Origin of the sequence: Achromobacter sp. UBA2119, assembly GCF_002331005.1 — a bacterium.
In the GTDB taxonomy this organism is placed as follows: Bacteria; Pseudomonadota; Gammaproteobacteria; order Burkholderiales; family Burkholderiaceae_B; genus Achromobacter; species Achromobacter animicus.
Window position 1 is genome coordinate 242,693 of the sequence record NZ_DCYD01000015.1, and the last position, 19,797, is coordinate 262,489.

Below are 19,797 nucleotides of genomic sequence, written 5' to 3' on the forward strand. Positions count from 1 at the left end.
ATTTTTTAAGAACGGCCAAAGCAAGGAATTTTCTGTTTGGGCCTGGATGCCAGGCGGCAGCGTGCCGCTGAAAGCGCTATGGCCATGGCCCGCTCCGAATAGCTGACGCACGCATGCCGTTCTCGCGCTTCGGACCTGCGATTAAAAAGTTCTTAAAGCGCCGTGCCGCATACTGCGGCGCTTGCCCGCCACTTCCATTAAGGCCCCCCATGCGGATTCTGCTCGTCGAAGACGACGCCATGCTCGCCGATGCGCTGGCCGTGGCCCTGCGGCGTGACGGCGCCGGCGTAACGCTCGCACGCGATGCCGGTGCGGCGCAGCTTGCGCTGATAGGCCAGGACTTCGACCTAGTGCTGCTCGACTTGGGCCTGCCCGGCGGCTCGGGCATGGGCGTGCTTGCGAAAATGCGGTCGCGCTACGACGTGACGCCGGTCATCATCATGACGGCACGTGACCGGCTGAGCGAGCGCATCGCCGGGCTCGACGCCGGCGCCGACGACTATCTCGTCAAGCCATTTCAGATCGACGAACTGCTGGCGCGGCTGCGCGCGGTGTTACGGCGTAGCTCCGGTCGGGTCGCGCCCGTGTTGCAATGTGGCGCGATCGTGATGGACCCCGCCAATCATCAGGTCACGCTCAATGGAGAGCCCGTCTCGCTCAGCACGCAGGAATACCGCACGTTGCAGCCCTTGATGGAGCGCGCCGGAAAGGCGCTCTCGCGTGCCGCGCTCGAGCTCGCGGTGTATGGCGACAGCGCGGCCACCAGCAGCAACACGGTCGCCGTCTACGTGCACCAGTTGCGCCGAAAGTTAGGCGAGGACTGCATAGAAACCGTGCACGGCTACGGCTACCGCATCCGGACCGACGCGCCATGATCGGGTGGTCATCTCACCGCTCGCTGCGAATGCGGCTGCAGGCGGGCATTCTGGCCGTACTGCTGGTTTTCTGTGTGGCGATGCTGGCCTGGTACCGCGCCGACATGACGCGCGAGCGCACCGGCGAGTGGGACTACAACCTGCAAAGCGTGGGCCAGACCGCGCTGCTATCGCTGCCCCGCGGGCTCGAGCTCACCGGTCTGCCGGATGGCTACACCATCCCGGATCAGTTGCGCATGGCGCCCGACCAGACCGACGTGGCGATCCAGGCCTACGCGCTCGATGATGGCCGCCGTCTGCTGGCCTCGCCCAATTCACCCAAGACACCGCTCGTCCCATCCGGCCTGGACGGCCTCGCCTCCGCCATGGTCGAGGGAACGGAATGGCGCACCTATGCGATCAGCGACGCCGAAGGTCGCATCCAGGTGCAAGTCGGCAAGGCCACCTGGCAGTTGCGCAACGAGCTGCGCGAGCGGCTGCGTACCGCGCTGGCCCTCATGAGCGCGCTGTTCGTGCTGCTCGCCGCGGTGTCGTGGGCCATTACGTACGCCACCTTCGCGCCTGTGCTGCGGCTTTCCACCGCCTTGCGCAATCGTCGGCCGCTCGACCTGGAGCCACTGCCCGACGCAGGCATGCCCGACGAGATCCAGCCGCTCGTCGGCGCGCTCAATCAGCAGCTCGCGCGTGCCGAAGCCTCCATCGAAAACGAACGCCGCTTTCTGCAGGATGCGGCGCACGAGCTGCGCACGCCGCTGGCAGTGCTTACGGTGCAGGCCGAAAACGCGTTGCGCAGCGACCATCCCGAGGAGATTCGCGCCACCGTGCGCCAGATCTTCGAGGCCACGCAGCGCAGCGCCCGCATGTCTGAGCAGTTGCTCGACATGGCCCGCATGGAGGCCGCCGGCCTGCTGGACGCGGCCGTGCGCATCGATCTCGCGGCCGTGGGCGCGGCGGTCGCGCGTGACTACGAGTCGAGGGCCGAACAGCGCGGACAGATTCTGCACACGGATCTCGCGCCTAGCCCAGTGCGCGGCCATCTCGACAGCCTTGGCATTCTGCTGCGAAATTTGCTCGACAACGCGTTGCGCTACAGCGGCCCGGGCGGGCGTATCGTCCTCAGTTGCCGCCACGACGGCGCCGCAAACGAGGTGGTGGTGGCGGTATCGGATAACGGCCCCGGCGTATCCGAAGCGTCACGGCCGCGCATTCTTGACCGCTTCTACCGCGACCCCAATGCCATCGGCCACGGCAGCGGCATCGGTCTGTCGCTCGTCGCGCGCATCGCGCGCCTGCATGGCGCCACGGTCGAGGTGGGCGCCGGACTCGAAGGGCAAGGGTTGGGCGTGACGGTGCGGTTTCCGCAGGCTTGATGCATTCGCAGGCGCCGCCGTCCCTGCCGCATGCGGCTTCAGCTGCTCCTTGTAGGTATCATCGCGGGGGTAATCGCTCGGCCATCCGTCCGACGGCATCAGGAATCACAGGTCGGCGTAGCGCGGCAACAAGTCTTGATCCACCAGGCGCATTTCAATGCGGTTTGCCAATTCGACATGCTTGGGGTTGTCAATCGAAAACACTTCGTCTGCCACGCTGACGATGACCGTGCCGGTCTGCTCCTTTCCGGCAGCAGGAAAGGGAATCAGCGCCTGAGCTTCCGGAACCTGTTGAGCGGTGATCACTTGGGGAAGGTAGAGCATCCAGCCCACGCCGGGCTTGTCCGTGAAAACTCGCAGCGGAAAATAACCTTCTGGGAACACCTCGATAAATAGGGGGTGAAATTCCTCGATGACGACTTGGAGCGTGGCCACCAGATCTTTTGGTCTGCTGAAGCACGCGGGGTCGCCGATCCGCAGGTCGATTCTGTCAGGAAGAACTTTCGGTCCGACGTGGCAGACCATTGACCCTCCTTCACCTTTGACCCTCCGGCCATTCCAGATTGCGACGAACGAGAACGTTCCTTTGTCTCCGCGGAACTCCTCGTTCAGAACTGCCAGCGCAGCGGGCGTCGCTTTGCCGTCTGATTCAAATACCCTGTAGAGGTTCGCTTCCTCGACGCTGTCTCCCTTGAGCAGCCAATTGGCCGCAGCCATGGAAGGACTATGCGTCGCGAGTGCTGAAGCGATTTTGAATTCACGTTCAAGAATTTCTTCAAAATCTCGTGACGCGAGCCTCTCATCGCGGAACATTGCGGAGATATTCATATCTGCCTTATGGTCTGGTTTCTGATAGAGCGCCCAATTGCGCTAGCAGGACAGCCATCCTCTGATGGGTAAGGTGAGTTTGGAAATACCACTTCAGCTTGGTTGGTGGATGCGCCCGCACTTGCGTCCCTTGCATGATCGCTTGCCGTTCCATGGCATCAAAACCTCGAAAAAAATCTTCCGAGCCCCGAATGGAACCGTCCAGGAATTGGTCATAGTTTCCCTTGGTTTCCTGGAGTAAGCACTCTGCGGATACGAATCCGTCAAAGTACGTGTCCTCCCAGTTCCATTCGTCGCTCCATTGGCAATATTCGGCGTCATAGGCGAATCCCGATACTCTGGCTTGGTATCGATAGGCGTTCCAATTCACTCCATGCCTGCGCCTGACCTTCATCCCCAAATCCGGTGGGCACTTCTTGCAAGGCTCTTCAGTCCGGGGTAACGCACGATCGGTAGGCTTGGCTTCGCTGTTCTCGCGTGGCGTGTCGCCAGGCAGGGTAGCCACTCCACCCAGTACTGCTGTCGTCGCAGCACTCGCGGCTGCTCTGGCCGTCGCCGCGGCAATAGCTTCTGCTATCCAACCTGCAATTGGGAAAGCCAAGGGGCCCGGCATCTTGATCTACTCCGCTTGTTGCTGGCGAGTTTCGTGTCGCAATTTCCAGTGGATCACTTGCAGGAAGTCATGAAATCGCTGATCGGCCGAACGGCCAGGCTTTTCCATCCAGCGGCAGAACCCCGGTTGCTTGTAAAAACTCGGCGCCAGTGCTTCCGTTCTTAGAAAGTGAACCAAATTCACATCTTCATCAATCCCGATGGCTCGCGATCGTGTCAAGGCGGCGGCGAGCCGCTCGGTCAAGCCCGCCTGGGCAAGACCAGGATAGTCTCGAACGATATCTTTCTCGATGGCCTGAACAAAGCCTTTTGCGTCAATTGCGCATAGGCCTGCGACTTGCTCCATTGAGAGTTCAAGTTCCATGGCTCTGGTAAATCCTGGTAAGTATCCCGTCCCGTTGAATCAGCCAGTCCAGGACAGGTGCAAAAAAGGCAGCTAGTTGGACGGGAGTCAGTAGCGCGATGATATCGCTCGTGATTCTCGCATCGTAATAACGCAATAGTGCGATGGCGCCGCTGGGCATGCGCACATTTAGTCGGGCGCGTAACGCTGCCGCCAAGTCTTCAGGCGCGTAAGCGCTGACAATCCAGATGCATCCCGTCGCGCTGTTGTCCATCCGATGCAGCGCGGGCAAGTAGCTGTCGTGATCGGCTGAGCAATCTAGCAACCAAGGGCCGGCATGGGCCAACGCTTCATCGGGCGTGCCGTAAAACAGTGCAATGCGGGAGGAGGACCGTGACAAGGGAGACCCACCTGCATGGTCTCGATATAGCAACCCGTCCACCAGACCATATAACCGCAGGGGAAAGGCTATTTTCTGTTGTCGCGAGCGCAGGTATTCCTCGACTTGAGCCGTCACTGCGTCACCCTCGCGCCACAGTCGTTGCGGCAGTGCGTGCTGCCGACTCCAAGCATTCCTGGCAGAGGGTTTCGCTCTGTGGGGTTGTCTCCGGTTGGGAGGCAGACAGGCCTTCAGCCTCACTGATGCGAGCCATCATCTGCGAAGCAATCAATATTGCTCCGCATGCGGTACGCATTCCTTCTACGGCGGTGTCGTGGCCCATGAAGGAATGATTGCGGCCCGGATCTGGCAGGATCGGAAAGGCGCCGTTGCATTTCGGGCATACGACCTTGTGGCCCACCAAGGCGATTTCCCTTCCGAATAGCATCGCGGTGGGAAGGCCTTCAGCAACCGTCCCGCCATGCGAGCTTTTATCCCCTTTTCGAATAATCGCGCGTTCAGGCATGGCATCTCCGTCTTCGTCGAAAACGAATTCAGCATTCCTGCGGAAAAAAAAACCGCCGCCGCGCGTTGGCAGAGCAAGGCCGTGGCGGGCAAGCTGAAGCAGCCGCCATTCCGGATGATGGACTTGATGGCCCGATATCAGGGCGATCGGAATCTGATGATTGGCGCCAACGTCAACAACCTGTTCGACAAGGTTTACATGTCGGGCATGCGTGACTTCGGCCGGGTGCAATACACGCAGGGCCCAGCCAGATCGAAGACGACCCGCGCCAAATGTTGCCTGGCGCCGTCCTCAAAAGTCGTAAAGCCGCGCCGCGTTATCGACCAGGATCGCCTGCTTCTCCGTCTCGTTCACCCACGCGCAGAAGGCCGACAGTTGTTCGCCATCGTCGATGGGATGCAGCGGTTCGCTGCGATCGCGCGTGCGCGCCACGCCGGGCCAGGCCCCCGAATGGGGCCAGTCTGTGCCCCACAGCATGCGATCAAGCCGCGTATCGATCAGGGCACGTGCGATCTCGCGCGCCTCGATGGGCGGGCGGCCGTCCTGCCAGACCGTGAGGCGATACGGCGCAGACAGCTTCACGTACACATTGCCCGTCGCCACCATCTCCAGCAGCGCATCGAAGCCGGGCTGGCCTGTGCCGGCCACGGCGCTCGCCAGCGCGAAATGATCGATCACGACGGGCACGGGGCAGTCGCGCAGCGCGGGGGCGAGCGCGGTGACGACCGGCAGCGTGGTGTAGATCTGCACGTGCCAGCCCAGGTCGGCCACCTGTTCGGCGGTGCGCGACAGCGCATCGCGCGCGATAGCTGGGTCGTGCTGGCCGAACGACTGCAAGTTGACGCGAGCGCCTCTCACGCCCGCCGCGTGCAGCGCGCGCAGGCCATCGCGCGAGATATCGGGCGCCAGGACCGCGACGCCGCGCGACGCATGGCCTGCCGCATTCAGGGTGGCAAGCGCATCGGTCATGCAGCGGTTGTCGGTGCCTTGCGGGCTGGCCTGCACGACCACTGCGCGGTCAACGCCAAGCGCCGCGTGCAGCGCAAGCAAGTCGTCGGTTGACGCGAGCCCTGGCATGAACACGCGGTTCTCGGCCAGCGGATAGCGGTCGAAGGGACCGAAGATATGCACATGGCAATCGCAGGCGCCTGGCGGTATCGCGCCGGTTACCGGGCTGTGACGGACGCCCAGCACGGTGCGCGGGTCGTCGGAAGAAAAGTCGGGCTGCGTACGGCTCATGGGATGCTCGGGAAACCTAGGGTGAGGAAGGGCGGGCACGCGGCCGCGCTCAGGGGTTCTGCTTGATGCCGGCGGTCTGGATCAGCCGCACCCATTTGTCGCGATCCGCCTGGTAATAGCGGGTGAAGGCCGCCGGGCTGTCGTCCGACAGCGCGTACCCTTGCGCCTCCAGCTTCTCGCGCACATCCGGCAGGCGAAGCACACGACGCACTTCCGCGTTCAGCGCGTTGACGACGTCTGGGGGCGTGGCGGCAGGCGCAAGCAGGCCGAGCCACGTCGCGACCTCATAGTCCTTCAGGCCCGCCTCTGCTGTGGTCGGCAACTGGGGCGCGAAGTCAACGCGCGCCTTGGTCGTCACGGCCAGGGCGCGCAGGCGCTGGTCCTTCATGTACGGCAGGGCCGTCGAGGCGTTGGCGAACATGAACGGCAACCGGCCCGCCAGCATTTCGGTGATGCAGGCTTGTTCGCCCGCAAACGGGATGCTGTGCAATTCGATGCCCGCGGTCTGGGCGAACAGCACGGCCGCCATGTAGGGCGAGGTGCCGATGCCGCCCGAGCAGAAATCGATCTCGCCCGGCGCGGCCTTGGCCTGGGCGATGAGCTCCTGGACGGAGTTGGCGCGCAGCTTCGGCCCGGCCAGCAGCACTTGCGGCGCACTGCCCACCAGTGCCACGCCGGTGAAGTCCTTCATCGGGTCGAACGTTGTCACGTTCTGCAGCGTGGGCGCGACGGCGACGGTCGTCTGGCTGGCGAGCAGCAGGGTGTTGCCATCGGGCCGCGCGCGGGCCACGTAGGCCGCCGCGATCATGGAGGCGGCGCCGTTCTTGTTTTCGACCATCACGGCGCGCCCGCCCACCTGCATGTGCTGCGCGACGATGCGGGCCACGGTGTCGGGCGCGCCTCCCGGCGGCGCACCGACGACGATCCGGATCGTGCCGCCCGCCGGGGTCTCGGACAGCGCGGGTGCTGCGCAAGCCAGCAAAGCGCTTCCCAGCAGCGGCGCGAACAGGCTAGCCAGCAGCCTGCGAGGGTGTGCCCCAGGTTTCGTTTGCATCGGTGTCTCCTCGCTGTATTGCCGTGCGCCGCATCCAGGCCGGGCCGGCTGTTGTGATGTTGGAGCCAGTGTCCGATGCGCCAGTTGATATAGTCAAATATATAAATTGAGTCATTTCATACATGAATGTGTATGAGCACCGAGGTTCACATGAACAAACGCGAAATGGCGCTTTTCGAAGCGGTGGGGCGCACTGGCTCCGTCACCTTGGCGGCGGCCGCCACCGGGATGTCGCAGCCGGCGGCGAGCGCGATGCTGAAGTCGTTGGAAGACAAGCTGGGCTTTGCCCTGTTCAACCGCGACAAGCGCCGGCTGGCGCTGACCGCCGAGGCACGCATGCTGCTGCCGGAGATCGTCCATGCCTTGGCGGCGATGGACAACGCCGAACGGGTGGCGGCCAGCATGCGGGGCGGGGCGCATGCGCGGCTCGACGTCGGGGCGGTGGCGGCGGTGGGCGCGAGCATTCTGCCTGGCGCGATGGCCTGGTTGCAGGCTCGCGAGGCCGGTGTGCGCGTCAGCGTGCGCACGGACATGACGCTGGGCGTGGCGGGGCTGGCGGCCGATCAGCGCATCGATATCGGCATCGTGATCGGTTCTGCGGCGCTGCCGAACGTGGGCCAGCGCACGCTGGCGCGGCTGAGCCTGCAGGCCGTGATGCCGGCAGGCCACGCGCTGGCGGATCGACACCGTCTTGCGTTGGCCGACCTGGCGGACATCCCCTACATCTCACTCAGCCGGCACTTGCAGGTGGGGGCGCTGACGGCGCGGCAGTTCGAGCAGGAGCGCTTGCCGTTTCTGCCGGTGATCGAAGTGAATCAGTACTCGGCCGCCTGCGCTTTCGCGGAGCGGGGCCTGGGCGTGGCCATCCTGGATAGCATGAGCGGCCTGTATGCGCGGCGACACGGGCTGATTGTCGTGCCCGTCGATGTGGAAGGCGGGCTTGATCTGGACATCGTGTGGCCGCTGAACCGCGGGCTGGGGCGTGTGGCGCGGCAGCTCGAGGCCGGTTTGGTGCATGAGCTGTCGCTCGCCGCCGAGTAGGCGGGCGTCAACCGGGGGCCGCGTTCGAATGTCAGCTCGCGCCAGTCAGGCGCGAATTGCTTGTGGCATGTGGCTTCACCGGCTCAGTGCGACGGCCTTTCTCCGCATGGCAACGCCAAGGGCGGCGACGGACAGCGCCAGCGGAATGAATGACACCCACAGCACCGTGTTCCAGCCGAAAGCCGACAGCAAGCCCCCCGATGAAAAGGAACCGATGGCCATCAGGCCGAAGACGATGAAGTCGTTGAGGGACTGGACGCGTGTCTTTTCCTCGGGCCGATGGCATTCCAGCACCAGCGCGGATGCGCCCAGAAACCCGAAGTTCCATCCCACGCCGAGCAGGATCAGTGACCACCAGAAATGCATGACGTCGATACCGCCGAGACCTACCGCAGCCGCCACGCCAATCAACACGAGGCCCATGGTTGCGATCCGTCCCGCACCAAAGCGGGAGATCAGTCTGCCGGTGAAGAAACTGGGCGCGTACATGGCAATGACATGCCACTGCAGTCCCAGGTTGGCGGACTCCTGCGAGTGGCCGCAGATGTGCATTGCCAGCGGTGCGGCCGTCATGAGGAAGTTCATGAGCATGTATGAGACCGCGCCAGCGATCACTGCGGCGATGAACCGCGGTTGCAGCGCAATCTCGGAAAGCGGGCGTCCGCCCGCGACCTCCGCGGCAGTGGGCGCGGGCAATCTGACGCCGAGAAGAATGAACGCGGAAATCGCTGCAACCGCCGCTTGCGCCAGAAACGTGGCGGCAAACATGTGCGGTGGCCACAGGTTCATCGTCCAGGTGACGAGTTGTGGCCCGACGACCCCGGCGGCGACGCCACCCGCCATGACCAGGGATAGCGCGCGCGCCCGTCGCTTGGGTTCCACGCCGTCCGCGGCGGCGAAGCGGAAGGACAGGACGACTGCCGCATAGACACCGCCAAAGAACGTGGCCAGGCTGAACAGCCAGAAACTTCCGATCATGACCGCCAGCATCGCCAGCAGGCCGGTGAGCACGCCAGCTCCGGTGCCCAGCAGAAATGCCGCACGCCGGCCGTGGCGCCTGGCGACGGCGCCCATCGGCAGCGTGCACGTCGCCATGCCGACGACAAAGATGGAAATCGGCAGGGTCGCGAGCATGGGCGTCGGGGCAAGCATGTTGCCAACGATGGAGCCGGTTGCATAGACCACCACCGAATTTGCGCCCGCCAGGGCTTGGGCGGTGGTCAGTCGCCAGATATTGCCTTGTTGAACGCCCTCGGGCAGAACGGCGGGGCGATCATGCCCTGGGGAGGCGCTACTTTGTGTCATTGCGGTGAACGGTGGGGGACGGGCTAGGTGAGCTGGCATTACAACGCAAAGTTACGTAGGCGATCTATCGACAGATTGCCAAGTTATATAGAATCGGCGACATATGAACGCGCTCATGCAATGGAAAGCCATTACGGCCCCCGCCGACGTCCGGCCGCCGGCGCCAATGACCATGAGGGTGCAGTCCATTGGCGCGCGGGATTACTTTGCCGCGCATACGCATGAATGGCACCAGGTCGTATATGCCGTCTCCGGCGTCCTCATGGTCACGGCAGACGACCATTCTTTCGCCATCTCCCCAAACCAGGCCGCCTGGATTCCGTCCGGGACAGTCCATAGCGTCGGTTCTTTTCTCGGCGCCGAGTACCGCAGCCTGTGGCTTGCCGACCATCCCGGAGAAACGCTTTCCGAGGGCGGGGTGGCAGTCTTTGGCGTGTCTGCGTTGTTGAAAGCGTTGATCGTTGAGGCGGCGGCAATTCAAGGGCGCTCGGACGAAGACGAATATTTCGGTCGGATATATCGGTTGGTGCTCGACCAACTGTGCCGTGCCGCCCCGATTTCACTGGTGCTGGCGTGGCCGGCGAGCGGCCCGCTATTGACCATTTGCGAAGCCTTGTACAACCGGCCGGCCGATCAAAGAAGCCCGGATGATTGGGGCAGGGAGTTGGGGATGTCCGGGCGGACGCTGGCCAGAAAATTCCTTGCGGAAACCGGGTTGACGCTGCGCGACTGGCGGCGCCGGCTGAAGTTGTTCAGAGCCATCGAACTATTGGAGAGTGGTCTCGACGTAACGGGGACTGCTTTGGAACTCGGCTATGGTTCCACGTCGTCGTTCATCTTTGCGTTTCGCACGGAGATGAAGTGCAGCCCGATGGCGTATATGCGAGCACGCGCGCCATACCGTGACATTGCGCCCACGTCCGCTCAGAAGGTTGAATTCAGTGAACAGCAGGACCACGAGGCGCCTCACTCTTACCCGGGGAATTAGGGTTATTCCGGGATTCTTTATGCTTAAACTTTTGTGAAGAATGGGCGGCGGATGCAGGGCCGCCGCCGATAAGGCATGAAGGCGGCTCACCGTGGTGCGGCACGTGACGCACCGTGCGCGACATTGCGGGGTGACGCCCCATCTGGAGAATCGCATGCTGCTGCGTAGACGTTGTCTGGCCGTGATGATGCTGGCGCTGACTGGCTGGACGACGGGTAGCCATGCGCAAGCGCCTTCTCAGGCCTGGCCCACCAAACCTGTGCGCCTGGTCGTGGGACTGGCGCCAGGCGGGCTGGTCGATGTGCTGGCGCGCACCGTGCAACCGCACTTGGCCGAGGCCTTCAAGCAGACCGTCATCGTGGAGAACCGTGGCGGTGCGGGCGGCAACGTGGCGGGCGCCGAGGTGGTGCGCAACGGAAAGGACAACCACACCTTCCTGCTCAATCCCTCGACGACCGAGTCGGTCAACCCGCTGATGTTCGCCAACATGCCGTTCGATCCGCAGCAGGATTTGCGGCCGGTTGGCTTGCTGGCCAACAGCCAGTTGTTCCTGTTTGTCCGGTCCTCGCTCGGCGTCAATACGCTCGAGGAGTTCGTGGAATTCGCGCGCAAGCGGCCCGATCCGTTCAATTACGGTTCGGCCGGCAACGGCACGACGCCGCATCTGGCCGGCGAACTGCTCAAGCAGGCGACGGGCATGCAAGCTACCCATGCGCCGTATCGCGGCGTGGCGCCGGCGATACAAGACCTGGCAGCGGGCCAGATCGACTTCGCGTTTGGCCCTGCGACGGTCTTTCCCATGGTGCAAGCGGGCAAGTTGAAAGTGCTGGCGGTGGCAAGCCGGCAGCGCGCTGCCGTGGCGCCCGACATTCGAACGTTCTCCGAGGTCGGCATCGACGGGGTTTTCGCGGACAGCCTGTTCGGCGTGTATGCCGCCTCGGGCACCCGAGATGATGTGGTCGAGCGCATGAACGCCGAACTCAATAAAGTGCTTGCGCGGCCGGACATCCAGAAGCGCTTTCTGGATGCGGGCGCCGAAGCAATACCGCTGAGCGCGGCCGATTATGCCGCGCGCGTGCAGGAAGAGAAGAAGCTGTTCGCGCCGCTGATGAAATCGTTGGGGTTGAAGGAACAGTAGATCGCACAAGGATGAGCGTGCCGCACTTAAAAGTCCCGCACCTCATCCACCGCACGATCCAGCGCATCGCGATCCAGCACGGCCGCGCCTTCACCCGCGTCCTCGATGAGCTTGGCCTGGACGGCATCCAGGATGCCCATCAGCGCCACGTAGATCTGATCGCGTTCCACGGTTTCGATGAAGCCGGTGCGCCGGTCGAGCGCGTTGAAGCCTTCGGTATATGTCCGAACGATCTCGGACAGGGTCGCCATCAGCGCTTGCGCATCCGCGGCGTGGGTCGCGGCGGCCTTCAGGGCGTCGGCGCGGGTCTTGCGGTACAACGCGGCGGCTTTCTTGGCCTGGGCGGCCGTGATGTGCTCGCTGCCGTCCCATTCGCGAAACGGATTGTCCAGGTTCGCGGCCAGCCATTCGGGCTTGCGGGGCTTGCTGACTTCCAGATCCAGACCTGCCGTTGCGGCTTTCTTGTAGTCCTTCTTGGCCTGCGCCAGGATCTCAGCGGGCATGCTCGTGAGCCAGAGCGATTGCAGCTTGGGCCAGGCGTCCGGCCCGGGCAGGCGGCTCTCGGCAGGCGGGAACACGTCGTTGATCAGGATCATCGCCAGCTCGCGCAGGGCCGCCAGCTGCTCGATGCCGGTGGCCACGCCGGGGGCGCCCCATACATACAGCGAATGCAGGTGCGGAAAGAGTCGCGCGACCTCGGCGCAGTCCAGCGTCTTCATGCCGCGCAGCGAGATCGCGCCAAGGCGCGTCAATCCGGCGCCGGACCAGATGGCGTTTTCGCGTTCCAGCCGCAACCACATGCCGTCGTCTTCGGCGTGCACGACCAGGTCGGGATGCACTTCACCGCGCAGCGACAGCGTGTTCAGCCCGTCATTCAAATAGAGTTCGCGCACGCCGGTCACGTCAATCGCGACCCGCCCGAACGAGGTGCCGCGCAGGTCGACGACCGGCTCGCCGAAACTGGCGTATTCCAGTTCGCTGAGAATCGGCTTCGTGCGGGCCCATTCGATCAGCCCGGGCACGGGCGCATCCACGTGCAGCTTGATCAGCAAGGGCATGTCGTCGAACGTCGCGAGCGACGGCGCGGCGAGCAGCGCCGCGCTGTCCAGGCCGCGCATGGCGCGCGTGATCGTGCGGCCCGGTTGCTCCAGCACTACGGTGTTATCGGGCGTATCCGCGTGGGCGGCCGCTTTGAATCGCGCACGGACGCCGGCGTCGATCGCGTTCCAGCGGCGCTGGTTGTAGAGCATGTCGCCACTGGACCAGCCGCCGGAATACGAGCGTGACTCCTCGGTCACGAGCGGCTCGCGCCAGCCCACGTGCTTGGCGTGCGTGGGTACCGGCCCGCTGATCCACGTATGGTCCACGCGGTCGCGCCAGAAGTAGAAGTCGAAGTGCGCCGGCCGCATCGCGGCGATGTCGGCGTCGCCGGGCAACGCGCTGCCCACCCAGTCCAGGCTCAGCACGGCGATCTCGGCGCCCGCGCCGTCGCCCTTCACATGCGTGATCTGCGAGGCGGTGTAGGCCTGCAGGCGGCGGTTGAACGTGACGTAGATATCGCCGGGCGTGTAAGACATGCGATGAGCTTCCGATAGGCTTCGAAGAACGCGAAGTATACGGTTGCGATCCGTCCCTAACGGCCCATCGAGGTACTACGCCGCTCCCGACAACAACACGGGCAGCTCCCACGCCCGATGCCGCACCGGCTCGCCCACATGCTTTTCCACCTGCACCAGTGCGGTCTGCGCGCTGGGCCCCTGCGTCAGCCGCGAGGTGCCGATGTCCGCCGTGAGTGCGTTCGGATTGCCGTGCCTGTCCAGCTCGCCGTCGGGGTCCGACCAGGCGCCCGTCGCCATGATCACCACCCCACGCGACAGCCCTTCGTCCAGCACCGCGCCCGCCAGACAGGCGCCACGGTCGTTGAATACCCGCAGCACATCGCCATTGCCGATGCCACGCTCGGCGGCATCCAGCGGATGGATCGCAATGGGTTCGTGACCGGACACCTTACCGGCGCGTGACAGGCTGGCCGGGTCCAACTGGCTGTGCAACCGGGTACGCGGTTGATTGGTCAGCAGATGCAGCGGCCATTGTTTCGCCGCTGGCGCGCCCAACCATTCCGTCGGAGGCAGCCAGGCCGGATAGCCGGGGCAATCGTCATAGCCATAACCCGCCACGACTTCGGAATACAGCTCGATCCGGCCGGACGTCGTGTACAGCGGGTTGGCGGCCGGATCCTGCCGGAAGCGCTCAAACAGCACATAAGGCGCTTCCGGCGGCGGCACTTCGGCATGTCCTTGCGCCCAGAAGGTGTCGAAGTCGGGCAGCGCGACCCCTCGCGCCTGGCATCCCGCCCGCATGCCGTCATAGACATGCCGGCACCAGCCCGGGACATCGCGCCCCGCCGTGAATGCTTCGCCAAACCCCGCGCGCCGCGCCAGCTCGGCAAAGATATCGAAATCGTTTCGCGCCTCGCCCTGCGGCTCGACCGCGCGATGCATGGCGAACACGTAGGGATCATGTGAAGACCCGCCGACATCCTCGCGCTCCAGCGCCGTCGTGGCGGGCAGCACGATATCCGCGCGCCGGGCCAAGGGCGTCCAGAAGGACTCATGCACGATCACGGTCTCAGGCTTGTTCCAGGCCTGCCGCAGGCGATTCTGGTCCTGATGATGATGAAAGGGATTGCCGCCGGCCCAGTAGATGAGCTTCACGTCCGGGTAGACATGCCGCCCGCCGTTGAACTCATATGCCGTGCCGGGCGCCAGCAGCATGTCGGCGATGCGCGCGACGGGAATGGCGAGGCCCGAGGGATTCCTGGGCACCGGGACCTCCGGCCCGGGCACCTGGCGGCGCGGCTGGCCGATGCCGTTCAACGAGGCATGCCCAAAGGCAAAGCCGCCGCCCGGCAAGCCGATCTGGCCCAGCATGGCCGCCAGCCCGATCACGGCCCAATACGGCTGCTCGCCATGCTGTGCACGCTGCAAGGCCCAGGCGGCGGTCAACAGGCTGCGCTGTTGCGCGGCCTCGCGCGCCAGCGCCGCAATACGCGCCGCCGGAATGCCGGTGATCGCCGAGGCCCACGCCGCATTCTTGGGCTGGCCGTCGGTATCGCCGCGCAGATACGCAGCCCACTTCTCGAAGCCGGTGCAATGGCTGGCCAGGAATGCCGCGTCGTGGAGGTTCTCGGTCAGCAGGGTGTGCGCCATGCCCAGCATCAACGCCGTGTCGGTGTTGGGCCGTATCGGCAGCCACTCAGCGGTCATCTCGGCGGGGATGTCGGCCCGGCTCGGGCTGATCACCACCAGTTTGATGCCGCGGCGCTGTGCCTCGCCCAACCAGCCGGGCAGGTTGTGCAGACCGGCGCCGCCCGACGTCACCTGGCTGTTCTTGACGGGTATGCCGCCAAAGGCGATCAGCACCCGGGTGTGTTCCAGCACGCTATCCCAATCCGTCACATCGCCACTGACGGGCGAGGTGGTGCCGATGACATACGGCAGGAGAAATTGCGCCGCGCCCCAGCTGTAGTTGCCGATCTGATCGACGCAGCCGCCGCCCAGAAACAGGAACCGGCGGATCAGGCTGCGCGCGTGGTGGACCCGGCCGGCCGAAGACCAGCCGTACGAGCCGCCAAACACGCCGGCCGCGCCATGCTTGGCGCGCACGCGCGCCAGCTCGCCAGACACGAGGTCGAGCGCGCGGTACCACGGAATTTCAATGTAGTCGTCGCCTTCGCGGTCGCGGCGGCCCTCCAGCCAGCCGCGCCGCACCGACGGACGGCGCACGCGCAATGGCGAATGCACCATCTCGGGAATGGAATCCAGCATGGGCGAGGGAGCCGGATCCGGACCAAAAGGCTCGCAGCCGACCAGGCGGCCGGCTTCGGTGATCGCCGTGAAGGCGCCCCAATGCGCGAGCGAGGGATGACGCGTGCGTGCCATGCGGATATCTCAGGCTTGATCGTCGAAATCATACGGCACAGCGCGCAATCCGCGCTTGGGGCGACGCGATCAGCAACGGCCGACGTTCAAGTCGGAGATCAGGTTGTTGAAGTTTTGGCGCAAGTCGTTGGCGTCGTTTTCGATCGTGGGGCGCATCATCTTGAACGCGCCGGTGCGCGCCGCGTCTTCCTTGTAGCGGCCATTGTCGGTGTGCTCCAGGATCTTGCGGCCCGAAGCCAGGAAGCCGTTGACGTTCATCATCATGCCGCTGCAGCCCTTGGGGTCGGCCTCGCGCGTCTTCTTGTCAAAACCCAGCGCCATTTCATTCATCTTGTCCAACTGCTGCTTGAACGCCTCCTGGTCGGCGCCCAGGCCCTTGCCCTCGAACACGCCCACCGCCTTGTCCATCGTGGACTTGCCGTAATAGACCATGCCGGCACGGTAGTAGGCGACCGTGTCCTTCTTGGCCTTCTCGAAGGCTGCCTTGGTGTTGGCTGTGTCCTTGACGGAGATGCCGCGGTAGAAGCTGTCTTCCGCCTTCACGACTTCCGTCAGCGCCGCGACGTAGGCCGGGCTTTTCTCGCGCGCCAATGCGCCGTTGTCCGACAGGAAGGTCTTGGCGGCCGAATAGTTCTGCAGTTCATTGCTCAGCGGCGCCAGCTTGCCCAGCGCGTCCGAGAAAGCCTTGGCCGGTGCGTCGATCTCGGCGATGGGTGTGGGCAGCGCCAGCGCGCGGTCGAGTTTCTCCTTGGTGCGCAGGATGGTCGTGTCATTGCTGATGACGAAATCCTTGAGCGGCTTGCTGCTCTTGAGCGCCGGGACAGCGTAGGCCTCGTAGCGGTCAAGCGCCTGCGCGAACGTCGTGGAGATGCTGTTGGCGGTATCCACGTATTGGTTGTATTTGAGGATTTCCGCCTGGGCGGTGCTGGCCTCGGGCGCTTTCGCTTCCGGCTTGGCGCTATCGTCGCCGCACGCGGCAAGCGCCAGCGTGACGAGCAGAACGGCGGACAGGCGCAAGGGGCGCGGCATATACATCTTTGTTTCCTGTGACGGGTTGCAATGAAGGGGACGCATGATATGCCCTCCATTTGCTTAACACGCTACAAAGTCATTCAGCCCTGTCACAAGAATTTTCAAGTCCTACCACCTTTACCGCTCGCCCGATGAACTGGATGGGGCCAGTCGGCTTGCCGGTGGGCGAGCCGGTGGCCGGTTCCAGCGTCAATTCAAACAACGGGTTCGGTTCCAGCGGCGGCAGCGTGTCCGCCGACCACCGCAACATCCACGCGATGCATTACGCGTTCCTGTTCTTTGCGCCGCCTTGGCGAGCCTTGAAGCGCGGGTTCGATTTGCAGATGACGTAGATTCGTCCGCGGCGGCGCACGACCTGGCAGTCGCGGTGGCGCGTCTTGGCATCCTTCAGGGAGGCAAGCACTTTCATGATGGGTTCCTTTAAACAGGTAAGCGTGTCAACAGGGCGGGTTCATGGCATCCGGGTCATTGCGTGAGCCCGTCGCGTGCCGAGCTATCTGCGGCGGCGGGAAGGGATGAGGCGCCCAGGTCATTGCGGCTCGTCGCTCTGCTCGCGGGCCCACGCGACGGCGTCGTGCGGATGCAGGCTTTCCATGTGGCAGACATGGGTTCGCACGTGCGAAAAGCGGCCACGCAAGGCGGCCTGGATCCGGCGCGCAGCACGTGGGGCGTGAGGTCATGCGGGTCGGCAAGGTGGTCCAGTTCCCGGTATAGCCGCGACATGTGGATGCCCTTGACGTGCCGGGCGGGAAGGTCCACCTGGGCATCGGCGCGGGCATGCAGCGCATGCCGATAGCCGGACTCGGCAAGCATGATGGGCAGATCGATGCCCTGCATGCCTACCCATTCCAGCGCGCTCAGGCTGGGGGAATGCTCGGTTGTCGAAACGTCGGGAAGTACGGTGTCCACAATGATGCTCGGAATCGCTTTATACATATCCCCGCCCGGTTCGGCGCGCGGGGATTCGTTTTGGGTCTCAGGACCAGTCCGGAAACGGGTTGGGCAAGGTCTTCCAGGCTTGCGGGCCTTGCGCCATTTCCTCGTCGGTCAGCAGACAGGCGTCAAAGCGCGCGCGCAGGGCCGCCTCGTCCATGTCCATGCCGATCAACACGAGTTCCTGGCGTGCGTCGCCCACGCCTTCGTCCCAGTTCTTGCGGATGATGGCGACGTACTCGGGATCCTCGGGCCAGCGCTCCGGCGGCATGGCGGCCCACCAGTAGCCCGCCGCGCCGTGGCGCGCGACCGCGCCTGCCTGTGACCACGAGCCGGCCATCTCGGGATGGCTGGCCAGCCAGAAGTAGCCCTTGGAACGCACGACGCCCGGCCACTCGCCTTCGACGAAGGCGAAGAAGCGTTCGGGATGGAACGGGCGGCGCGCCCGGTAGACGAAACTGCGGATCCCGTACTCCTCGGTCTCAGGCGTGTGCTGGCCGCGCAGTTCCTGCAGCCAGCCCGGCGCTTTGGAGGCTTCGTCGAAGTCGAACAGGCCCGTGTTCAGCACGCGGTCCAGCGCAACCTTGCCGAATTCGGTGATCTCGATGCGGGCGCGGGGATTGAACTTGCGCATGATGGCCATCAGCCGCTCGCGTTCTTCGGTTGAGACCAGGTCCACCTTGTTCAGCAGAATGACGTCGCAGAATTCGATCTGGTCGATCAGCAGGTCGACGACGGTGCGCTCGTCTTCGTCGCCCATCGATTCGCCACGCGCTCGCAGGCTGTCCTGAGAACCGTAGTCGCGCAGGAAGTTGAAGGCGTCGACAACGGTGACCATCGTGTCCAGTCGGGCAACTTCGGCGAGGCTGCGTCCGTCTTCGCCTTCGAAGGTGAAGGTTTCGGCCACGGGCAAGGGTTCGGAGATGCCGGTCGATTCGATCACCAGCTGATCGAAGCGGCCTTCCTTGGCAAGCCGGTCCACTTCAACAAGAAGGTCTTCGCGCAGCGTGCAACAGATACAGCCGTTGCTCATCTCCACGAGCTTTTCGTCGGTGCGCGACAGCTCGGCGCCGCCTTCGCGCACGAGGGATGCGTCGATGTTGACATCCGACATGTCGTTGACGATCACGGCCACCCGCCGGCCTTCGCGGTTGTTCAGGATGTGATTGAGCAAGGTCGTCTTGCCGGCGCCCAGAAAACCCGACAGCACGGTGACGGGCAGTTTGGGTTGGGCGGTGAGGAGCGTGTCTGCTTTCATGATGTCGGGTCGGTTGCCGTCAAGGCAGGTTTTTGATGTCGGCGCTAAATTGAGATGTTATAACATATCGTAAATCGGCTTCTGTTGTGGAGGCCGATCTGGTTTGCGAGCATGCGTCGTCCGATTGCGCGTCAGACTGTCCCCGGTAAATCAGGTACGCTCTGACGCTCGCAAATCCGGGAAGAGTCGATATGTGGCGCACGTTCTTCAAGATGTCGTTGACGGTGGGTTGGGTGCTTTGGCGGGCCGTCATGGCGTGGTTTGCGGTGGGCATGGCGCGATACATACCGTCGGCCGATGCGACGCTGACGCCCATCACGCTGACGCCCGGCCAGACAGCGCGCGCCGAGATCTACCGCATCCGCGAAGCGCCGCTGTGGATGGAAGCGCGATTTGGCGGTCCGATGGGCCGCGACCGGCCTGAATTGGGTGATTCCGCAACGCGAATCGTCGCGCCGGACGCGACGCCGCGCATCATCAACCCCGGAGAACCGGTGCGAATCCGCGTGCGCGATGGCAAGGGGCTGGACGTCGTGGTGAGCGCGGCGCCGCGCAGCGGCGCCAGCGCCACGCATTTCTATCGCAAGCTGTGGCCTGAAAGCTTTGCCGACGGCACGCAGCTTGAAACCGCGCCGGGCTTTCCGATGCTGGCGAAGGGGACATCCAATCTGACCTTCACAGTGGAAGAAGCCGGGCCGGCGCTTCAGGGCGAACAGATCGAACTGGAAGTCAGCGCGCCCATCGGGTTGAAGCGTACGGCGTCAGGGTGGGAGGACGTTTCCACCTTTATCTTCTGGCCCTTCTATGCGGCGATCCTGGGTGCGTGGGCGCTGGTCTGGGCGGGGCTGACGTGGTGGTATCGCCGGCGGAGCCGGCGGACGGCGAAGCAGGTGCTTGGCTGAGTTCAAAGAAAAGGCCCACGCAATTGCGTGGGC

21 protein-coding genes are annotated in these 19,797 nt (G+C 64.1%); 7 read left to right on the forward strand and 14 right to left on the reverse strand.

All coding sequences use genetic code 11. From position 1 onward, the window contains the following. Nucleotides 1-209 precede the first annotated feature (209 nt). Entirely contained in the window at nucleotides 210-875 is a 666-nt protein-coding gene (locus tag B3098_RS15550; RefSeq protein ID WP_286897555.1) for a response regulator transcription factor, read from the forward strand. Next, nucleotides 872-2,245, forward strand: a complete 1,374-nt coding sequence (locus B3098_RS15555; protein ID WP_286897557.1) for an ATP-binding protein — start codon at nucleotides 872-874, stop codon at nucleotides 2,243-2,245. The genes B3098_RS15550 and B3098_RS15555 overlap by 4 nt, the downstream gene beginning before the upstream one ends. A 105-nt stretch (nucleotides 2,246-2,350) precedes the next feature. On the opposite strand, the gene B3098_RS15560 is transcribed toward B3098_RS15555, so the two are convergent. The 7 genes from B3098_RS15560 to B3098_RS15590 form a co-directional block, all read right to left on the reverse strand. Continuing rightward, complete coding sequence (locus B3098_RS15560; protein ID WP_286897559.1) at nucleotides 2,351-3,073, reverse strand: immunity 52 family protein; 723 nt, start codon at nucleotides 3,071-3,073, stop codon at nucleotides 2,351-2,353. Between the two features lie 7 nt (nucleotides 3,074-3,080). Further along, nucleotides 3,081-3,686 (reverse strand): restriction endonuclease fold toxin 5 domain-containing protein, encoded by a 606-nt coding sequence (locus B3098_RS15565; protein ID WP_286897560.1) that lies wholly within the window; start codon nucleotides 3,684-3,686, stop codon nucleotides 3,081-3,083. A 6-nt stretch (nucleotides 3,687-3,692) separates the two neighbouring features. After that, nucleotides 3,693-4,049 carry a hypothetical protein gene (locus tag B3098_RS15570; protein ID WP_286897561.1) on the reverse strand — a complete coding sequence of 119 codons (357 nt, stop codon included), beginning with the start codon at nucleotides 4,047-4,049 and terminating at the stop codon, nucleotides 3,693-3,695. Beyond that, complete coding sequence (locus B3098_RS15575; protein ID WP_286897562.1) at nucleotides 4,039-4,545, reverse strand: DUF4123 domain-containing protein; 507 nt, start codon at nucleotides 4,543-4,545, stop codon at nucleotides 4,039-4,041. Before B3098_RS15575 ends, B3098_RS15570 begins: the two co-directional genes overlap by 11 nt. Before the next feature lie 4 nt (nucleotides 4,546-4,549). Next, nucleotides 4,550-4,933, reverse strand: a complete 384-nt coding sequence (locus B3098_RS15580) for a PAAR domain-containing protein (RefSeq protein WP_286898183.1) — start codon at nucleotides 4,931-4,933, stop codon at nucleotides 4,550-4,552. A 291-nt stretch (nucleotides 4,934-5,224) separates the two neighbouring features. Continuing rightward, nucleotides 5,225-6,172 (reverse strand): amidohydrolase family protein, encoded by a 948-nt coding sequence (locus tag B3098_RS15585; protein ID WP_286897564.1) that lies wholly within the window; start codon nucleotides 6,170-6,172, stop codon nucleotides 5,225-5,227. A 49-nt stretch (nucleotides 6,173-6,221) separates the two neighbouring features. Then, complete coding sequence (locus tag B3098_RS15590) at nucleotides 6,222-7,226, reverse strand: tripartite tricarboxylate transporter substrate-binding protein (protein ID WP_286897565.1); 1,005 nt, start codon at nucleotides 7,224-7,226, stop codon at nucleotides 6,222-6,224. 150 nt (nucleotides 7,227-7,376) lie between these two features. Here B3098_RS15590 and B3098_RS15595 point away from each other — a divergent pair, with 150 nt between their 5' ends. Further along, entirely contained in the window at nucleotides 7,377-8,267 is an 891-nt protein-coding gene (locus tag B3098_RS15595; protein WP_286897566.1) for a LysR family transcriptional regulator, read from the forward strand. Between the two features lie 75 nt (nucleotides 8,268-8,342). Here the strand turns inward: B3098_RS15595 and B3098_RS15600 are convergent, their stop codons facing one another. After that, a complete protein-coding gene (locus B3098_RS15600; RefSeq protein ID WP_279970942.1) occupies nucleotides 8,343-9,572 on the reverse strand; it encodes an MFS transporter in 1,230 nt (409 codons plus the stop codon). A 115-nt stretch (nucleotides 9,573-9,687) separates the two neighbouring features. On the opposite strand from B3098_RS15600, the gene B3098_RS15605 reads away from it, so the two are divergent. Next, complete coding sequence (locus B3098_RS15605; protein ID WP_286897567.1) at nucleotides 9,688-10,560, forward strand: AraC family transcriptional regulator; 873 nt, start codon at nucleotides 9,688-9,690, stop codon at nucleotides 10,558-10,560. Nucleotides 10,561-10,714: 154 nt separating this feature from the next. Beyond that, nucleotides 10,715-11,698 (forward strand): Bug family tripartite tricarboxylate transporter substrate binding protein, encoded by a 984-nt coding sequence (locus B3098_RS15610; RefSeq protein ID WP_286897569.1) that lies wholly within the window; start codon nucleotides 10,715-10,717, stop codon nucleotides 11,696-11,698. A 26-nt stretch (nucleotides 11,699-11,724) separates the two neighbouring features. On the opposite strand, the gene B3098_RS15615 is transcribed toward B3098_RS15610, so the two are convergent. The 3 genes from B3098_RS15615 to B3098_RS15625 all read right to left on the reverse strand — a co-directional run bounded on the left by B3098_RS15615 (nucleotide 11,725) and on the right by B3098_RS15625 (nucleotide 16,674). Next, a complete protein-coding gene (locus B3098_RS15615; RefSeq protein WP_286897570.1) occupies nucleotides 11,725-13,275 on the reverse strand; it encodes a hypothetical protein in 1,551 nt (516 codons plus the stop codon). A gap of 75 nt (nucleotides 13,276-13,350) precedes the next feature. Continuing rightward, a complete protein-coding gene (locus B3098_RS15620) occupies nucleotides 13,351-15,639 on the reverse strand; it encodes a molybdopterin-dependent oxidoreductase (protein WP_286897571.1) in 2,289 nt (762 codons plus the stop codon). A 69-nt stretch (nucleotides 15,640-15,708) separates the two neighbouring features. Next, nucleotides 15,709-16,674: a DUF3829 domain-containing protein gene (locus tag B3098_RS15625; RefSeq protein WP_286897573.1), complete on the reverse strand. Its 966-nt coding sequence runs from the start codon at nucleotides 16,672-16,674 to the stop codon at nucleotides 15,709-15,711. A 128-nt stretch (nucleotides 16,675-16,802) separates the two neighbouring features. Here B3098_RS15625 and B3098_RS15630 point away from each other — a divergent pair, with 128 nt between their 5' ends. Continuing rightward, nucleotides 16,803-17,003 (forward strand): hypothetical protein, encoded by a 201-nt coding sequence (locus B3098_RS15630; RefSeq protein ID WP_286898223.1) that lies wholly within the window; start codon nucleotides 16,803-16,805, stop codon nucleotides 17,001-17,003. Here B3098_RS15630 and ykgO read toward each other — a convergent pair. The 3 genes from ykgO to zigA all read right to left on the reverse strand — a co-directional run bounded on the left by ykgO (nucleotide 16,934) and on the right by zigA (nucleotide 18,862). Then, nucleotides 16,934-17,080 (reverse strand): type B 50S ribosomal protein L36, encoded by a 147-nt coding sequence (ykgO, locus tag B3098_RS15635; protein ID WP_175136481.1) that lies wholly within the window; start codon nucleotides 17,078-17,080, stop codon nucleotides 16,934-16,936. The genes B3098_RS15630 and ykgO overlap by 70 nt on opposite strands. A gap of 56 nt (nucleotides 17,081-17,136) precedes the next feature. Then, a complete protein-coding gene (locus B3098_RS29150; protein ID WP_376784610.1) occupies nucleotides 17,137-17,580 on the reverse strand; it encodes a GTP cyclohydrolase, FolE2/MptA family in 444 nt (147 codons plus the stop codon). Between the two features lie 67 nt (nucleotides 17,581-17,647). After that, nucleotides 17,648-18,862 (reverse strand): zinc metallochaperone GTPase ZigA, encoded by a 1,215-nt coding sequence (gene zigA, locus B3098_RS15645; RefSeq protein ID WP_279970745.1) that lies wholly within the window; start codon nucleotides 18,860-18,862, stop codon nucleotides 17,648-17,650. 191 nt (nucleotides 18,863-19,053) lie between these two features. Between zigA and B3098_RS15650 the strand changes: the two genes are divergently transcribed. Beyond that, nucleotides 19,054-19,764, forward strand: a complete 711-nt coding sequence (locus B3098_RS15650; RefSeq protein WP_286897576.1) for a hypothetical protein — start codon at nucleotides 19,054-19,056, stop codon at nucleotides 19,762-19,764. Nucleotides 19,765-19,797: the final 33 nt, after the last annotated feature.